Here is a 16,777-nt window from a genome sequence, read left to right on the forward strand (position 1 = left end):
CTGCAGGGGGGACCCTGTGGGAGAGTAGGTCGCCGCCGAACAGTTTTTGTGGGAGGGCCCCGCACCCTTGGTGGTGCGGGGCCCTTCTGCGTTTCCGAGCGTCTAGTCTCGGACCATGCGCTACGAACTGGTCATCTTCGACAACGACGGAGTGCTCGTGGACAGCGAGCCGATCTCCAATACGATCCTGGCCGAGTACCTCACCGAACTCGGCCACCCCACGTCGTACCAGGAGAGCCTTCGGGACTACATGGGCGCCGCGGTGCACCGCGTGCACGACCTCGTCGAGGAAAGAACCGGCGAGAAGCTGCCCGACGACTTCGACGACACGCTTCATTCACGCGTGTTCGCGGCGTTCCGCCAGGAGCTGGAGCCGGTGCCGGGTGTCGAGGAGGTGCTGGCGGGGCTCGTCGCCGATGGCGTGGCCTACTGCGTGGCGTCGTCCGGAAGCCATGAGCGGATCCGGGTCGGACACCGCAAGACCGGGCTGGACCAGTGGTTCGAAGAGGACTGGATCTTCAGCGTGGACGACGTCGGCCGCGGCAAGCCGGCCCCCGACCTGTTCCTGTACGCCGCCGAGCGGATGGGCGTCGCCCCCGAGCGGTGCGTTGTCGTCGAGGACAGCCCGCTCGGAGTGGAAGCGGCACGCGCCGCGGGGATGGATGTGTACGGGTTCACGTCGATGATGCCCGCCGACCGGCTCAGCGGATCGACGGGCGTCTTCTCCGACATGAGCCAACTGAGGGAAAAGCTCGCGTGATCCATCTACCCACGGGTAGAGACTGGTTCTACGCTCACGGCCATGAATGTGGCCATGACAGATGCGCCCCTGAGGCGCGGCAGGGCCTCCCTCACGCTGAGCTTTTTCGCGCAGGGAGTCACGTTCGCCCTGCTCGTGACGCGGATACCCGCGATCCAGGACAGGTACGGAATATCCGACAGGCTGCTGCCGGTCTTCCTGGCCGCGGTGCCGATCCTCGCCGGTGTGGGCAGTGTGATCACCGAGAAGGTGGTCGCACGGGTACGGCCGGGCATCGTACTGAGGTGGGCACAGCCCCTGGTGATGCTCGGGTTGCTCGCCGCCGGAGCCGGTGACGCGCTGTGGGAAGCGGCGCTCGCACTCGGGGTGTTCGGGCTCGCCGTCGGGGCACTCGACGCCTCCATGAACATGATCGGGGTCAGTCTCCAACGGGCCTACGGGCGTTCCATCATGCTCGGATTCCACGCGGCGTACAGCCTGGGCGGGATCGTCGGAGCGTCGATGGCGTGGGCCGGGGCGCACTGGAACCTCTCGCTGCTGATGTCGTACCTGCCGGCCGTCGCCGTGCTGCTGCCCGCCGTGTTCGTCGGCAGTCGGTGGTACGTCGCGGGCGGGGCGGCGGCCGACACGGACGGAGCGGACGGAGCGGGCGGGGGCCGGGACGGTGCCGCGGTCTCGCTCAGACTGCTGATGCCGCTCTGCCTCGTCATGAGCTTCGCGTACATCGGGGACTCGACGGTCTCCAACTGGAGCGCCAAGTACCTCCACGACGTGCTGGGCAGCTCGGAGCAGCTGTCGACCGTTCCGTACAACGTCTACATGGTGACCACGCTCTTGGGGCGGACCGTCGGAGACCTCGGGGTGCGGCGGTTCGGGGCGGTGGCCGTGGTCCGGTTCGGGAGCGTGCTGGCCGCCGCCGGCTTCGCCGTGGTGGCGACGGCCGGCGGGGCGTGGGTCGGAATGCTCGGGTTCACGATGCTGGGCTTCGGGCTGTGCGTGGTGATGCCGCAGACGTTCGTCGCGGCGGCGCGGATGTTCCCCGGTGCGAGCGAGACGGCCATCGCGCGGCTCAACGTCTTCAACTATGTGGGATTCCTGATCGGTTCTCCGCTCGTGGGGGTGCTGGGGGACGCCTGGAGCTACCGCGGGGCCATGCTGGTGCCGATGGTCCTGGTCCTGGCGACGCTCGTGTACGCCAAGTCGTTCGACGCGCCGCCCGCCCGATACGGTGGCGGACATGAGCGGCCGCGCACAGCTGATGTGGGATGACGCAGTCACGGGATACGACTTCGGGGAAGGTCACCCGATGGACCCCGTGCGACTCGCCCTGACGATGGGGCTGGTACGGGCGTTCGGGCTCGACCGGGCGGTGGACGTGGTGGCGGCCAAGGCGGCCGGGGACTCCACCCTGCGCCTGGTGCATCGGGAGGACTACGTCGCCGCCGTGCGCGCCGCCTCCGCCGCTCCGGAGCGGGCCGAGCAGAACTATGGGCTCGGGACGGCCGACGACCCCGCGTTCAAGGGGATGCACGAGGCGTCGGCGCTGATCGCCGGTCAGTCGGTGGCGGCGGCCGAGGCCGTGTGGCGCGGGGACACCGCGCACGCCGTGAACTTCACCGGCGGGCTGCATCACGCCATGCCGGGCGGCGCGGCCGGGTTCTGCGTCTACAACGACCCGGCGCTCGCCATCGCGCGGATGCTGGAACTGGGCGCCGAGCGGGTCGCGTACATCGATGTCGACGTGCACCACGGCGATGGGGTGCAGGCGGCGTTCATCGAGGACCCCCGGGTCCTGACCGTGTCGCTGCACGAGCATCCGCGCACCCTCTTCCCGCAGACCGGCTGGCCGCAGGAGACCGGCTCCGGTGCGGGCGAGGGCAGTGCGGTGAACGTGGCGCTGCCGGCCGGTACCGGCGACGCGGGCTGGCTGCGGGCGTTCCACGCGGTGGTGCCCGAACTGCTGGCGGACTTCCGGCCGCAGGTCCTGGTCACCCAGCACGGGGCCGACACGCACTTCGAGGACCCGCTCGCCCACTTCGCGGTGTCGCTGGACGCGCAACGGGCGATCATGACGGCCTGTCACGACCTCGTCCACACCCATGTGGAGGGCGGGCGCTGGATCGCGCTCGGCGGCGGTGGATACGAGGTGGTCGACGTGGTGCCGCGGTCCTGGACGCATCTGGTGGGGATCGTCGCGCACAGCCCGGTGGACCCCGAGTCGGTGATCCCGTCCTCCTGGCGGGACGAGGTCTATGCCAGGACGCGGCGGTTGGGCCCGGCCCGGATGACGGACGGGCGCACCCCCTCCTGGAGGCCGTGGGAGGAGGGGTACGACCCCGCGGACCGGCTCGACCAGGCGGTGCTGGCGACCAGGCGGGCGGTGTTCCCGCTGCGGGGGCTGCTGACCTGAGGCCCGGTTTCCGCGGCGGATTCCCGCGCCGGGGCGTCGCCGTTACGTCGATCGTGGGGAAACCCAGGGTTGGTGACCTCCCGTTCGGGTGAGTGGGGAAGCGTCGGCGGGGTGTTGAGCACCGGAGCGCTGCGCATCCGCCGGCGGCCCGGCCGGCCGGGCCCGTGGCCACCCCGCGGGAGGCGAGCCTGCGGAGCTGTCGGTTCTTCGCGGCCCGGGGACCCGCGTGTGATGATCGGCCTCGCGCCCGGAGGGAATGGGGGCGAGCCCGATCTGCTGCGGCTGATGGCCGACAGATGCGGGGTCTGTGACGATCCTGCCCTGGTCGAGGGCCCGGACGTGATCGATCCCGTGCGGACCTTGGAGAGGCTGGAGGCGTTCGTGGGGTGGCTGCCGCAGGCCGCGTCGCGGCGGTCGCCCGTGCTGTTCGGGACGCGGTACCCGCACCGGCCGCACGGTTTCTACGCAGCGCCGGCAGACGCGATGTCGGCGGCGGGGTGTCCCGTGCTCACCCCCGCGCAGGGGAGATGTATCGACATGACGACCCGGTTCGGCGTACGCACGGGCCGCCTCGACTACGTACGAGGGGTCGCGATGGTGCGCGAGCAGGGCGCGCGGACTCCCGGCGCCGGCGCCGGCGCACACACCCACCCGCCGCTCCCGGTGCGGGTCGTCCTGGAGGCGGCGGCGGAGGCCGGCGGGTGGTTTCCCGAGCTGGCCGTGGGGGCCATGGATGGGTCTGCGGGGCAGGTCAGCCGGGTATCGAGACGGTCGGGCCGGCGGACACGGACGACCCTGCGCTGTTCGTCGGGGAGACCGAGGGGAGGGGGGCGGTCGCCGTGCCGCTCGACGACGCGGTGCGTTCCGCGCACTGTCTGCCGCTCACTCGCTATGTACTCAATCGGGCGTGTCTGTCACAGTAGGCGGCCGATCACCTCTCCTCTTCCCCACTCGCATCACCCGCCCCTAGTCTGGGGAGTGAGCGCACAACGACGAAGAGTCACCGGAGGGGAAGCCGGTGAGCGTCTCGTGCGGAAGGTACAGGTGGGTCATGGCTGCTGACAGCGGAAGGCCTCTCAACGAGGTCAAGTTTCTGACCGTGGCGGAAGTCGCCGCGGTCATGAGGGTGTCGAAGATGACCGTGTACCGTTTGGTGCACAGCGGTCATCTGCCGGCGATCCGGGTGGGCAGGTCTTTCCGGGTTCCGGAGCAAGCGGTTCACGAGTATCTCCGCGAGTCCTTCGTGGGGGTGGAATCCGCCTGATAAGCGGGCGGAGTCCACCTGATATTCGCCTCGGATTACGTCCCTCACCCGGCGGCGGGTAGGCTAGGCCGACGTAGGTCGTGTGGGCCCAGACGCCCCGCACCAGTGAAGAGAAGTGAGCGAGGGTAGTCGTGGGCTCTGTTATCAAGAAGCGGCGCAAGCGGATGGCCAAGAAGAAGCACCGCAAGCTGCTCAAGCGCACGCGCGTCCAGCGTCGCAACAAGAAGTAAGCGAACGCTGTCCGTGGTTCCGCAGCCCTCCCGCCGAAGTGGTGGGAGGGCTGCGGCGCGTTGGGGGATACCCGCATTCGGACCAAGAGTCGGCGCAGGCCCGCCGTGAGACCGCCGTGAGGCGGTGTCCACCCGCTACGGTGACGGCCAGGTGAAACCTATCGACGGAAGGCGCTGATCTTGGGGAAGGTCGTGCTGGTCACGGGAGCGGCCCGGCAGTTGGGCGGCCGTTTCGTACGGCACATCCAGCGTGACCCGGAGGTGGACCGGGTGATCGCCGTCGACGCGGTCGCGCCCGGACATTCGTTGGGAGACGCCCGGTTCGTGGCGGCGGACATCCGTCGGCCCGCGATCGCGCGGGTTCTCGCGGAGTACGCGGTCGACACGGTCGTCCATCTGGACGTCTCCGCGAAGCCGGTGGGGGTGGGCAGCCGGGCGGCGGTCAAGGAGACCAACGTCATCGGCACCATGCAGTTGCTGGGGGCCTGCCAGAAGGCGCCCGGCGTGCGGCGGCTGGTGGTCAAGTCCAGTACGAACGTGTACGGCTCGGCCCCCCGCGATCCGGCGGTCTTCACCGAGACGACCCCGCCCAAGTCCCTGCCCAGCGGGGGCTTCGCGAAGGATGTGGTGGAGGTCGAGGGGTATGTGCGGGGCTTCGCACGGCGTCGGCCGGACGTCGCCGTGTGCGTGCTCCGGTTCGCGAACATCCTGGGACCGGAGGCGGATTCGCCGCTGGCCGACTATCTGTCGCTACCCGTCCTGCCGACGGTGTTCGGATACGATCCGAGGCTTCAGTTCGTGCACGAGGACGACGTCGTCGATGTCCTCGGCATCGCCTCGCGCGAGCCGAGGCGCGGGACGCTGAACAGCGGCACCTTCAACATCGCCGGGGACGGAGTGCTGCTGCTCTCGCAGTGCGCGCGGCGGCTGGGGCGGCCGACGATGCCGTTGCTGCTGCCCGCCGTCACCTGGGTCGGCCAGGCGCTGCGCAGGGTCGGCATGACGGACTTCTCGCCGGAGCAGATCCGGCTGCTGACCCACGGGCGGGTGGTCTCGACGGTCCAGATGCGCGAGACCTTGGGGTTCGGGCCGAGGTTCACCACCGCGGAGACGTTCGAGGAGTTCGCGCGCGGTCGGGGGCCCGGACTGCTCCCGCCGGAGGCGGTGGGCCGGGCGGTCGACAGGCTGGCCGCCGCGGCACCGTTCATCGGGGCGGGCGCCGAGGCCCTGCGGACCACCCGGACGGGTGGCACGTCCCCGACCCCCAGCGCCGGCAGGCAGTAGAGGAGCGCATCGACGATGGCGGACGCCAAGGTCATTCCGTTCGACGACGACCGTTCGCGGTCGGGCGGCCCGCCGCGCTCCGCGCGGGGCAGGTCCGCAGCGGGTCCCGTGGTCGGCACGGCGGCCGTCAGTGCCCTGCCGGGGCAGCAGGACGTCCCGGTACGGCAGGACGCGGAGCCGCCGCGGGAGGAGCCCCCCGGAGCCGGGCAGGCGCGGGAGGGCGAGGAGAGCTGGGAGCGGCGGCTCGCCGCCGGGCTTGCCTTCCTGCGGCGGCGGGTCACCGGCGAGTACGAGGTCGACGAGTTCGGGTACGACGAGGAACTGACCGACCAGGTCCTCATGTCGATGCTGCGGCCGTTGTACGAGAAGTACTTCCGGGTCGAGGTGAAGGGCATCGAGAACATCCCGACCGAGGGCGGCGCGCTCATCGTGTCCAACCACTCCGGCACGCTTCCGCTCGATGCGCTGATGCTCCAGGTCGCCGTGCACGACCGGCACCCGGCGGGACGGCATCTGCGGCTGCTCGCCGCCGATCTCGTGTTCGTGATGCCGGTGGTGAACCAACTGGCCCGTAAGGCGGGGCACACGCTGGCCTGCACGGAGGACGCGGAACGGCTGCTGGGCCGGGGCGAGATCGTGGGGGTGATGCCGGAGGGGTTCAAGGGCATCGGCAAGCCGTTCGGCGACCGGTACAAGCTGCAGCGCTTCGGCCGGGGCGGTTTCGTCTCCACGGCGTTGCGGGCCGGGGTGCCCATCGTTCCGTGCTCGATCGTGGGCGCGGAGGAGATCTACCCGATGATCGGCAATTCGAAGACGCTGGCCCGGCTGCTCGGATTCCCGTACTTCCCGATCACGCCGACGTTCCCCTGGCTGGGGCCGCTGGGGGCGGTGCCGTTGCCGACGAAGTGGACGATCCAGTTCGGGGAACCGATCCCCACGAGCGGGTACGCGCTGGAGGCGGCGGACGACCCGATGCTGATGTTCAACCTGACGGACCAGGTGCGTGAGCAGATTCAGCACACGCTGTACAAGCTGCTGGTGCAGCGGAGGTCGGTGTTCTTCTGACAGGGCCTCGACGGGGCTTTCGACAGAGTCTTCAGACGGGGCGCCCCTCGATCGCAGGACCGGCTCGGGACGGCCGGCGATCGAGGGGCGGCGGGTCAGTCGTTCAGGTTCTCGCTGCCGATTCCCAGTCCCGGGAGCAGTCCGGGCAGGAGCGGGGGCAGGGTCACGTCCGGGGCCGGCGGCGGGCTGATCCGGCCACCACCGCCGGACGGGTCGGTGCCCGGATGCTGGGGGCCGAGGAGGTCGTCCGCGCCGCCGGGGAGCAGACCGTCGGACGTGGCGCTGCCGGAACCGTCGGACGGATGGGGCGTGGCGTGGTCGTCCGCGTGGTCCTGCGAGGCGTCCGGCGCGGAGGGTGTGGCCCGGTCCGTGCGTGGTGTCACCGCGTCCCGTTCCCCGGCGTCCGGCCGCTTCGAGTCGTCGCTCCTGCCCGGGGTGCGCGGCAGAAGCGACTGGAGCGGCCCGACTTCTTCGTCTATGGCGTCGAACACCGAGCTGACCTGATCGCCGATGTCGGTCAGCTGGAGCGGAAGCCGGTCGCGCAGACTGCTCCAGCTCTGGCGGTGCGAGCGGGAGAAGGAGTCCAGGGTCTGGATCGGGCCGAGGACGCCGTCCCGCTGGTAGGCCGCGCGGAGCAGGCGGTGGCCCTCGGTGGCGTCATGCGTCATGCCGCTGAGCGTGCGCCGGATCTCACCGAGCGCTTCGTGGTCCAGGTCGCCCGAGCGGGCGCGCTCCATCAGGCGGCGGGCTTCGCTCAGCCGGGTCGACGCCTGGTCGAGATAGATCTCACCGCGGTCGGTGTCGTCGCTGGTCAGCCCGAGATGGATGTCCTCCATGCCGCGCTTGAGCCCATACAGCGCATCACCCGGCAGGGCGTCGGAACTGGCAGCGGCCACTCCACCGAAGGCCCCGGCTGCGACACCGACGGTGAGTCCGCCGGCCGCGAGCCCTTTCGACCAGCGTGAACGCGGGCGCAGTCTCCGGAGCGCGGAGGCCCGGTGGGCGCCCTTCTTCCGCTGCTCGGGCACCGTGGGGTCCGCGGACGCGTCGCCCTCGGCGATCATGGCCTCCATGGCGGCGACGAGCTGGGCTCGCTGCACCACTTTGACCTCGGGATCCAACTCCGGCCGCGGCAACTCACCGAGGCCGTTCGCCAGGGCCAACAGCGGTCCGTGGTCGGCCGGTTCGGCCGCTTCCTCGGGCTGTGCGGCCGCCCCGTCGCGGGGCGACTGCTCCTCCAGGGCCTGGGCGAAGGCGTTCGCCCGCCGGTGCGCCGATACGTTTGCGATCACTGGCGGCACCTCCTCTCGTCATGACGGTCGACTCCCCTGGGTGTCCGGAAGGTTGTACACCTTGAGCGCTTCCACACGAACGAGTGAGTGTCAGCGGACATGGGTGACGACAGGGGGCCTGCAATCGACACAACGACAGGCGCGGCACATGGGTTACGCAAGAAGAGTGACCGGACTCTGCGTGCGGAAGGTATCGCCGGGGCATGTCGCCGGGAGTGGGAAGGGTGGTCGGGACGGTTGTGCGGTCGGGACGGGACGGGGGTGGGACGGGTCAGCGGGCATCGTCCGGCAGGAGCCGGGCCAGGGTGCGCACGGCGCGGTACTGCAGGGTCTTGATCGCGCCCTCGTTCTTCCCCATGACACGGGCGGTCTCGGCGACCGAGAGGCCCTGGAGGAAGCGCAGGGTCACGCATTCCTGTTGCTGGGGGTTGAGCCGCCGCACGGCCTGGAGCAGCGCGGCGTTGGACAGGGATTCCAGCACGGAGTCCTCCGGGCTGCGCTCGACCTCGTTGGCGTCGAGCATCTCGCCCGTGGTCACCTCCAGGCGGAAGCGGCTGGACTTGAAGTGGTCGGCGACGAGGTTGCGGGCGATCGTGACCAGCCAGGCGCCGAAGTCACGGCCCTGCCAGGTGAACGTCGAGATGCGGCGCAGGGCGCGCAGAAAGGTCTCGCTGGTGAGGTCCTCCGCCGTGGCCTTTCCCCCCACGCGGTAATAGATGTAGCGGTAGACGGTGTCGCTGTACTGGTCGTAGAGGCGGCCGAAGGCTTCGGCCTCGCCGGCCTGCGCGCGCTCGACGAGCTCCATCATGCGCGCGCTGTCGCTGTCGGCGGTGGGACGGCGGACGGTGGACGTGGTCGCTGCGCCGCGGCTGCTGCGTCTTCCGACCGCGGCACCGCGTTCGGCCATGGCGTAGCAGGGGCCGACAGGCGCAGGGGTGGCGAACACGGGTACGGCGTACGCGGTGGGGACGAAGCCGCGCAAACGGTTGGCGACCGATGCGCGCAGCGTAGCCAGGCCCGAGGCGTCAACCCCGACGTGTGGGTACACGGGACTCCCAGAGGCAGAGCTTCCATCACGTGCAGTGCGAAACCCTCACTCGTCGTAGTGAGTCAGGGGTTCCGGAATGCGTCTGAGGAGAATAACGCTTCGTATAGACAGTGCTACACCCAGTTGCTCAAATCGCCGATTACGTCGCTTCTGTAGCGACTAATCGACGCATTCGGTGGCACGTCGTGACCGATTATTGATCGGATTACTTCGTGTTTTGTCTGCGTGGCGGACTGGTTGTGCCCGCGTGAGGGCAGGCCCACTGGTGGCGCGGGCCGCGGGCCGGGCGTTCGACCGGGGGTGCCCGGGCGGGGCCGGGCGCATCCGGAAGGCGCTGTCCGGTGTGCGGCGGTCGGTGAACGGTGTGCGGGCAGCGGAGGGCCGGAGGTCGGCGGGCGGCCCGGCGACCCCCGGCGGTGTGTCCCGGCGTGCGGACGCGCCTCGGCGTCAGCGGCGGCGACGGTGCAGGGCGACGGCCGCGGCCGTACCGCCCGCGAGGGCGCCGATCCCGGCCGCGGCCGGGATGCCGACCTTGGCCGCCTTGCGGCCGGTCCGGTAGTCCCGCAGTCGCCAGTCGCGGGCGCGGGCGTGCTTGCGGAGCTTGGTGTCCGGGTTGATCGCGTACGGGTGGCCGACGAGGGACAGCATCGGGATGTCGTTGTGCGAGTCGCTGTACGCGGCGCAGCGGTCGAGGTCGAGCCCCTCGGCCGTGGCGAGGGCGCGGACCGCCTCGGCCTTCGCGGGCCCGTGCAGCGGCTCGCCGACCAGGCGGCCGGTGTAGACGCCGTCGACAGACTCGGCGACCGTGCCGAGCGCGCCGGTCAGACCGAGACGCCGGGCGATGATCGTGGCCGTCTCCACGGGGGCGGCGGTGACCAGCCAGACCCGTTGACCGGCATCGAGGTGGGCCTGGGCGAGGGCGCGGGTGCCGGGCCAGATGCGGTCGGCCATGTACTCGTCGTAGATCTCCTCGCCGATCGCCATCAGTTCGGAGACGCGGTGGCCCTTGACGATGGACAGGGCGCTGTCACGGGCGTCCTGCATGTGCTCCGGGTCCTCGACGCCGGCCAGTCGGAACCACGCCTGCTGCCAGGCGAACCGGGCCAGTTCGCGGCGCTGGAAGAACTGCCGTTTGTACAAACCGCGGCCGAAGTGGAACAGGGCCGCGCCCTGCATGACGGTGTTGTCCAGGTCGAAGAAGGCGGCGGCCCGGTTGTCACCGACCACGGGGAAGGGGGGTTCCTCGGGCTTCTTCTCCTTGCCCGGTGCTTTGCCCTTCTCCTTGTCCTTCCCCTTCTCCTTGTCCCTTGCCTTCTTCTTCTCCGTCTTCTTCGTCTCGGCGGTCTTCGCGGACTCCGCCGCCGTCGCGCGGTCGGCGTCCGGGGCTTCGGGGGCTTCGGCGGCGGTGGCGGAGGGCTGGTCGTCGGCGGGGCGTTCGTTGTGCAGGGCGGACTTCCGCGCAGCCTCGGCTGCGGCCTCGCCTGCCAGCACGCTCCGCGCCGTGGCGGGGCGTCTACGGCGTGTGAGCCATCCAAGAGCGGCCATGCCGTGAGCATAGCCATGTGGTTCGGCCCTTCCCGACCTGCCGGGATGCCGCGCCGTGAACTCTTGGGCGCGGCTTTGTCCAAGGAGGGGTCGGGGGCGGAGGGGCGGGGAAGGGAAGGTGCGTGATACGGGGCGCCGGGCCGCGGTACGCGCTCCGGGGCCCGGGTGTGTGCCGGGCGGATCGCGCGGCGGGCTTCCGGGTGGACCGTGCGGCGGGGCGCGCCGAGTGGGATGGGGCTCCGGGCGGGGCGGTGCCGGTGCTTCGGCGCAGAATGAAGGCATGAGCGCGATGTTCCGACGTACGAAGAAGAATCCCGCCGAGCGGATGGTGACCCTCGTGGGCAAACCGGGGTGCCATCTGTGCGACGACGCGAGGGAGGTGGTGCGGGAGGTGTGCGCACAGACCGGTGCGTCCTGGGAGGAGAAGGACATCACCCGGGACGAGGCGCTGCACCGTGCGTACTGGGAGCAGATCCCGGTCGTCCTGATCGACGGCGAGCAGCACACCTTCTGGCGGGTGGACCCGGCGAGGCTGCGCGGCGCCCTGGGCTCGTGAGTGACGCGCGACGCGCTGGGTTCGTGGGTGAAACCCGGCTACCATCATGGGCGTTTTGACTGATCTCGGGGGAGTGGTAGTGAGGAGTGTGCGCCGCTTTGCCCCCTTCGGGTCTGCAACGGATCGATGCGGTCCTCGGTTCCGGGATCGCCCGACGGAAGTGCGTGACCCCGGTCACGTTGACCGGACAAAACGGACACAATCTTTGTGCACACGTTCACAAAGACATAGCCTGCATTCGACGGGGCGGTCATGTGAAATACGGCCGCCTACAGCCCCGCTCATCCCGCAGGAGCACCGTGGCAACTGGCCGAACTCACCGACCGGCGACCCGTAGCCGAGGAATTCCCGAGGCCACCGTCGCTCGGCTTCCGCTGTATCTGCGCGCGTTGACCGCGCTGTCCGAGCGCTCGGTCCCCACGGTCTCGTCCGAGGAGCTCGCCGCCGCGGCGGGGGTCAACTCGGCCAAGCTGCGCAAGGACTTCAGCTACCTCGGCTCGTACGGGACGCGCGGGGTCGGGTACGACGTGGAGTACCTCGTCTACCAGATCTCCCGCGAACTCGGGCTGACCCAGGACTGGCCGGTCGTGATCGTCGGCATCGGTAACCTCGGCGCCGCGCTCGCCAACTACGGCGGCTTCGCCTCCCGCGGTTTCCGGGTCGCCGCTCTGATCGACGCCGATCCGGCGATGGCCGGGACGCCCGTCGCCGGCATCCCGGTGCAGCACTCCGACGACCTGGAGACGATCATCCGCGACAACGGTGTGTCGATCGGTGTCATCTCGACCCCGGCCGGTGCCGCGCAGCAGGTGTGCGACCGGCTCGTCGCCGCGGGCGTCACCTCCATCCTGAACTTCGCGCCGACGGTGCTCTCCGTGCCCGACGGCGTCGACGTCCGCAAGGTGGACCTCTCCATCGAACTCCAGATCCTCGCCTTCCACGAGCAGCGCAAGTCGGTCGAGGACACCGGCGGGGCCGCCGGTCACGTCGTCACCGGGTCCGCCCAGGACGTGGCGGTGCCGCCCGTGCGGGACGCGGACGGGGAGCCGGTGCGCCCGGCCGCCGAGGGCCGTAAGGGACCTGACGGGGACATGCCCGCCGTGATGCCGGCATGAGTCTTCTCGTCGTAGGGCTGAGCCACCGCAGCGCCCCCGTCTCCGTGCTGGAGCGGGCCTCGCTGGCGGCCGAGACGCAGGCCAAGCTCCTCCAGGACGCCCTCGCCGCGGAGCCCGCGGCCGAGGCCGCCGCGCTCGCCACCTGCAACCGCATCGAGCTGTACGCCGACGTGGACAAGTTCCACGCGGGCGTCGCCGAGCTGTCCACGCTCCTCGCCCAGCACAGCGGCGTGGGCCTGGACGAGCTCACTCCGCATCTTTATGTGCACTACGAGGACCGGGCCGTCCACCACCTCTTCTCGGTGGCCTGCGGGCTGGACTCGATGGTCGTCGGCGAGGGGCAGATCCTCGGCCAGATCAAGGACGCGCTGGCGCGGGGCCAGGAGCTCCACACCGCGGGGCGGCTGCTGAACGACCTGTTCCAGCAGGCGCTGCGGGTCGGCAAGCGCGCCCACAGCGAGACCGGGATCGACCGGGCGGGGCAGTCGCTCGTCACCTTCGGCCTCGAACAGCTCGCCGCGGGCGAGGACGTCGCCGAGTGGGCCCGGGGCAAGCGCGCCGTGGTGATCGGCGCCGGTTCGATGTCCTCGCTGGCCGCCGCCACCCTGGCCCGCTCCGGGGTCGCCGAGATCGTCGTCGCCAACCGGACCCGCTCCCGCGCCGACCGGCTCGTCGAGATCCTGGGCCAGCCCGGCGGCACCGGAGTGGCCGCACGCGCCGTGGAGATGGCCGAGGTCCCCGGCGAACTGACACGTGCCGACATCGCCATTTCGTGCACCGGCGCGACGGGTCTCGTGCTGACCGCCGAGACCGTCGCAGAGGCGCTCGGCCTGCCCCACGCGCCGGTCGGCGAGGCGTCCGCCGCGCCCGCCGGGGAGACCGCGTCCGGCCAGGCCGCCGGTCCCGTCCGGCTCGCCCTGCTCGACCTCGCCATGCCGCGCGACATCGACGGCGCCGCCGACCGCCTCGACGGGGTGCGCCTCGTCGACATCGAGTCGCTCGCCGAGGTCTCCGCGGACGCACCGATGGCCTCCGACGTGGACCAGGTGCGCACCATCGTCGCCGACGAGGTGGCCGCCTTCGGCGCCGCCCAGCGGGCCGCCCGCATCACCCCGACCGTCGTCGCGCTGCGCACGATGGCCGCCGATGTGGTCACGGGCGAGATGGCCCGGCTCGACGGGCGCCTCCCCGACCTGGACGAGAAGCAGCGCGCCGAAATCACGCTGACCGTGCGCCGCGTTGTGGACAAGCTCCTGCACGCGCCCACCGTGCGGGTCAAGCAACTTGCCAGCGAGCCGGGCGGCGCCGGGTACGCCGACGCGCTCCGAGAACTCTTCGATCTCGACCCGCAGACGGTCGCCGCCGTCTCCCGGGCAGACCTGAACGACCCGAATCGAGGGCGGTCATGACCGACAACTCCCCCCTGGGCGCGGGTGCCGACAAGCCGCTGAGGCTGGGCACCAGGCGCAGCAAGCTCGCCATGGCGCAGTCCGGCCTGGTCGCCGATGCGGTCAGGGAGGTGACCGGGCGGGCCGTCGAGCTCGTCGCGGTCACCACGTACGGAGACATCTCCCGTGAGCACCTCTCGCAGATCGGCGGCACGGGCGTGTTCGTCGCCGCGCTGCGCGAGGCGCTGCTGCGCGGCGACGTGGACTTCGCCGTCCACTCGCTCAAGGACCTGCCGACCACCCCGCACGAGGGCCTCGTCCTGGCCGCCGTACCGGTGCGCGAGGACCCGCGCGACGTACTGGTGGCGCGGGACGGGCTGACCTTCGCGCAACTGCCGTCCGGTGTCCGCATCGGCACCGGCTCGCCGCGCCGTATGGCGCAGCTCAACGCATACGCCCGCAGCCACGGCCTCGACATCGAGACGGTGCCGATCCGGGGCAATGTCGACACGCGTATCGGATTTGTACGAAGCGGAGAGCTGGACGCGGTGGTACTCGCCGCGGCCGGGCTCAGCCGCCTCGGCCGGATCGGTGAGGCGACCGACTTCCTGTCGCCCGACACCATCCTGCCCGCTCCCGGCCAGGGAGCACTGGCGATCGAGTGCGCTGCAGGCAGCGCCGACCTCGTCGCCGCGCTCGGAGAGCTCGACGACCCGTACACCCGGGCCGCCGTGACCGCCGAGCGTGCCCTGCTCGCCGCCCTGGAGGCAGGCTGCTCCGCACCCGTGGGTGCGCTGGCGGATCTCCAGGCCGACGGACAGGCTGTCAACGAACTGCGCCTGCGCGGTGTCGTCGGTGCCACCGACGGTTCCTCGCTGGTGCAGATGTCCACCACCGGTCCCGTTCCCACGTCGCACGACGACGCGGCGGCCCTCGGTCGCGAACTCGCGGCCGAGATGCTCGCCAAGGGCGCGGCCGGTCTTATCGGGGAGCGAGCACTTTGAGCCCCACCGGCCCCGCTGCATCCGATTTTCCGGCCGTGTCCGCCCATGGGCACGTCACCTTCCTGGGTGCCGGTCCCGGCGATCCGGGACTGCTGACCCTGCGCGCTGTCGAGGCGCTTGCGAGCGCGGACGTCCTTGTCGCCGAGCCGGACGTTCTCGGCGTTGTTCGCTGCCACGCGCGGGCAGGCGTGAGCACACCCGAACTCACGGTCGTTGACGCACAGTCAACCGCCGCCGGTGTCCCTGTCCTCAGGGATGCGGTCAATCTTGTCATGGAGGCAGCGAAGGGCGGTAAGCGGGTGGTCCGTGCGGTCCCGGGGGACCCGGGGCTGGACGCGGACGCCGGTGCCGAGATGCTGGCTTGCGCCGCCGTCGGCATCCCCTTCGAGGTCGTGCCGGGAATCGCCGAGGCCGTGGGCGTACCCGCGTACGCCGGCGTGCCGCTGCGGGACGCGCAGGGCGCGGACGTCCGGTTCGTCGACGCGCGTACCGCCTCGGACCGCTGCTGGGGCGAGGTCGGCGCGAGCGATGCCACGGCGGTCATCTCGACGACGCTCGACGCGGTGGCCGCGGCCGCCGGTGAGCTGGTCTCGGCGGGACGCAAGCCGGACACGCCGCTGTCCGTGACGGTGTCCGGTACCACGACCCGCCAGCGCACCTGGACGGCGACCCTCGGGACGATCGCCCAGGTACTGAAGCAGGCGAAGGTGTTGCCGTCGCCGGAGGGGCACCGCCCCGTCATAGCCGTGGTCGGTGAGCGCAGCTCCGCCGCCCAGCGCGACCAGCTCGCGTGGTTCGAGTCCAAGCCGCTGTTCGGCTGGAAGGTGCTCGTACCGCGGACCAAGGAGCAGGCGGCGTCGCTCTCCGACCAGCTTCGTTCGTACGGTGCCGTGCCGCACGAGGTCCCGACGATCGCCGTCGAGCCGCCGCGCACCCCGCAGCAGATGGAGCGCGCGGTCAAGGGCCTGGTCACGGGCCGGTACGAGTGGATCGCCTTCACCAGCGTCAACGCCGTGAAGGCCGTCCGGGAGAAGTTCGAGGAGTACGGGCTCGACGCCCGTGCCTTCGCCGGGATCAAGGTCGCGGCCGTGGGCGAGCAGACCGCCGCCGCGCTCGTCGACTTCGGTGTGAAGCCGGACCTCGTGCCGTCCGGTGAGCAGTCCGCCGCGGGTCTGCTGGAGGACTGGCCGCCGTACGACCCGGTCTTCGACCCGATCGACCGGGTCTTCCTGCCGCGCGCCGACATCGCCACCGAGACGCTGGTGGCGGGCCTCATCGAGCTGGGCTGGGAGGTCGACGACGTCACCGCGTACCGCACGGTCCGCGCCTCGCCGCCGCCGGCCGAGACCCGCGAGGCGATCAAGGGCGGCGGGTTCGACGCGGTGATGTTCACCTCGTCGTCGACCGTCCGGAACCTCGTCGGCATCGCGGGCAAGCCGCACAATGTGACGGTCATCGCGTGTATCGGCCCGGCGACGGCGAAGACCGCGGAGGAGCACGGCCTGCGCGTCGACGTGCTGTCGCCGGAACCCTCGGTGCACAAGCTGGCCGAGGCCCTCTCCGAGTTCGGCGCGCGGCGCCGGGACGCGGCGAAGGAGGCCGGCGACCCGGTGACGCGACCGAGCGAGCGGCGTCCGGGGGCGCGGCGGCGTCGTTCGTCGACCTGACGCGCACGAGAACGCGCTGTCGTAGGAGCGCGCTACGCGCGGGGACCGGGCGGTCCGGCTGCTTCGGCAGCCGGACCGCCCGCGGCGTTTCCGGTGCTTGTGCCGTTTCCGGCGCGCGTGGCCCCGCGGCGTTTCCGGGGCGCTTGCTC

General features: G+C 71.1%; 15 protein-coding genes and 1 pseudogene. 13 read left to right on the forward strand and 3 right to left on the reverse strand.

Annotated features, from left to right (window positions below):
* Nucleotides 1-115: 115 nt before the first annotated feature.
* From ACIHCL_RS28425 to ACIHCL_RS28460, 8 genes and pseudogenes are all read left to right on the forward strand, one after another.
* Nucleotides 116-760 (forward strand): HAD family hydrolase, encoded by a 645-nt coding sequence (locus ACIHCL_RS28425; RefSeq protein ID WP_399866216.1) that lies wholly within the window; start codon nucleotides 116-118, stop codon nucleotides 758-760.
* Nucleotides 761-814: 54 nt separating this feature from the next.
* A complete protein-coding gene (locus ACIHCL_RS28430) occupies nucleotides 815-2,029 on the forward strand; it encodes an MFS transporter (RefSeq protein WP_399866219.1) in 1,215 nt (404 codons plus the stop codon).
* Nucleotides 1,998-3,170 carry an acetoin utilization protein AcuC gene (locus ACIHCL_RS28435; protein ID WP_399866222.1) on the forward strand — a complete coding sequence of 391 codons (1,173 nt, stop codon included), beginning with the start codon at nucleotides 1,998-2,000 and terminating at the stop codon, nucleotides 3,168-3,170. Before ACIHCL_RS28430 ends, ACIHCL_RS28435 begins: the two co-directional genes overlap by 32 nt.
* Nucleotides 3,171-3,262: 92 nt before the next feature.
* Nucleotides 3,263-4,093, forward strand: a pseudogene (locus ACIHCL_RS28440) (phosphatase).
* A 128-nt stretch (nucleotides 4,094-4,221) separates the two neighbouring features.
* Complete coding sequence (locus ACIHCL_RS28445; protein ID WP_399866225.1) at nucleotides 4,222-4,434, forward strand: helix-turn-helix domain-containing protein; 213 nt, start codon at nucleotides 4,222-4,224, stop codon at nucleotides 4,432-4,434.
* Between the two features lie 131 nt (nucleotides 4,435-4,565).
* Complete coding sequence (locus tag ACIHCL_RS28450) at nucleotides 4,566-4,664, forward strand: 30S ribosomal protein bS22 (RefSeq protein WP_003948845.1); 99 nt, start codon at nucleotides 4,566-4,568, stop codon at nucleotides 4,662-4,664.
* A 180-nt stretch (nucleotides 4,665-4,844) separates the two neighbouring features.
* Nucleotides 4,845-5,948 carry an NAD-dependent epimerase/dehydratase family protein gene (locus tag ACIHCL_RS28455; protein ID WP_399866227.1) on the forward strand — a complete coding sequence of 368 codons (1,104 nt, stop codon included), beginning with the start codon at nucleotides 4,845-4,847 and terminating at the stop codon, nucleotides 5,946-5,948.
* A gap of 15 nt (nucleotides 5,949-5,963) precedes the next feature.
* The gene (locus tag ACIHCL_RS28460; RefSeq protein ID WP_399866230.1) at nucleotides 5,964-7,013 is read left to right on the forward strand and encodes a 1-acyl-sn-glycerol-3-phosphate acyltransferase; all 1,050 of its coding nucleotides are present in this window, start codon (nucleotides 5,964-5,966) and stop codon (nucleotides 7,011-7,013) included.
* Nucleotides 7,014-7,108: 95 nt separating this feature from the next.
* On the opposite strand, the gene ACIHCL_RS28465 is transcribed toward ACIHCL_RS28460, so the two are convergent.
* The 3 genes from ACIHCL_RS28465 to ACIHCL_RS28475 all read right to left on the reverse strand — a co-directional run bounded on the left by ACIHCL_RS28465 (nucleotide 7,109) and on the right by ACIHCL_RS28475 (nucleotide 10,898).
* On the reverse strand, nucleotides 7,109-8,305 hold the full coding sequence (locus tag ACIHCL_RS28465) for a DUF5667 domain-containing protein (RefSeq protein ID WP_399866232.1): 1,197 nt from the start codon (nucleotides 8,303-8,305) through the stop codon (nucleotides 7,109-7,111).
* Nucleotides 8,306-8,576: 271 nt separating this feature from the next.
* Nucleotides 8,577-9,353 carry an ECF subfamily RNA polymerase sigma factor, BldN family gene (locus ACIHCL_RS28470; RefSeq protein WP_399866235.1) on the reverse strand — a complete coding sequence of 259 codons (777 nt, stop codon included), beginning with the start codon at nucleotides 9,351-9,353 and terminating at the stop codon, nucleotides 8,577-8,579.
* Between the two features lie 447 nt (nucleotides 9,354-9,800).
* Nucleotides 9,801-10,898 (reverse strand): HAD family hydrolase, encoded by a 1,098-nt coding sequence (locus ACIHCL_RS28475; protein WP_399866236.1) that lies wholly within the window; start codon nucleotides 10,896-10,898, stop codon nucleotides 9,801-9,803.
* Nucleotides 10,899-11,178: 280 nt separating this feature from the next.
* Between ACIHCL_RS28475 and ACIHCL_RS28480 the strand changes: the two genes are divergently transcribed.
* The 5 genes from ACIHCL_RS28480 to ACIHCL_RS28500 all read left to right on the forward strand — a co-directional run bounded on the left by ACIHCL_RS28480 (nucleotide 11,179) and on the right by ACIHCL_RS28500 (nucleotide 16,628).
* On the forward strand, nucleotides 11,179-11,454 hold the full coding sequence (locus ACIHCL_RS28480; protein ID WP_399866238.1) for a glutaredoxin family protein: 276 nt from the start codon (nucleotides 11,179-11,181) through the stop codon (nucleotides 11,452-11,454).
* Between the two features lie 299 nt (nucleotides 11,455-11,753).
* Nucleotides 11,754-12,569, forward strand: coding sequence for a redox-sensing transcriptional repressor Rex (locus ACIHCL_RS28485; protein WP_399866241.1), 816 nt, complete (start codon nucleotides 11,754-11,756; stop codon nucleotides 12,567-12,569).
* Complete coding sequence (locus ACIHCL_RS28490; RefSeq protein ID WP_399866242.1) at nucleotides 12,566-13,978, forward strand: glutamyl-tRNA reductase; 1,413 nt, start codon at nucleotides 12,566-12,568, stop codon at nucleotides 13,976-13,978. Before ACIHCL_RS28485 ends, ACIHCL_RS28490 begins: the two co-directional genes overlap by 4 nt.
* Complete coding sequence (hemC, locus tag ACIHCL_RS28495) at nucleotides 13,975-14,961, forward strand: hydroxymethylbilane synthase (protein ID WP_399866245.1); 987 nt, start codon at nucleotides 13,975-13,977, stop codon at nucleotides 14,959-14,961. The genes ACIHCL_RS28490 and hemC overlap by 4 nt, the downstream gene beginning before the upstream one ends.
* On the forward strand, nucleotides 14,958-16,628 hold the full coding sequence (locus ACIHCL_RS28500) for a uroporphyrinogen-III synthase (RefSeq protein WP_399866247.1): 1,671 nt from the start codon (nucleotides 14,958-14,960) through the stop codon (nucleotides 16,626-16,628). The genes hemC and ACIHCL_RS28500 overlap by 4 nt, the downstream gene beginning before the upstream one ends.
* Nucleotides 16,629-16,777 lie beyond the last annotated feature (149 nt).

The sequence above is a fragment of the Streptomyces sp. NPDC052042 genome, assembly GCF_044548345.1.
GTDB lineage: Bacteria > Actinomycetota > Actinomycetes > Streptomycetales > Streptomycetaceae > Streptomyces.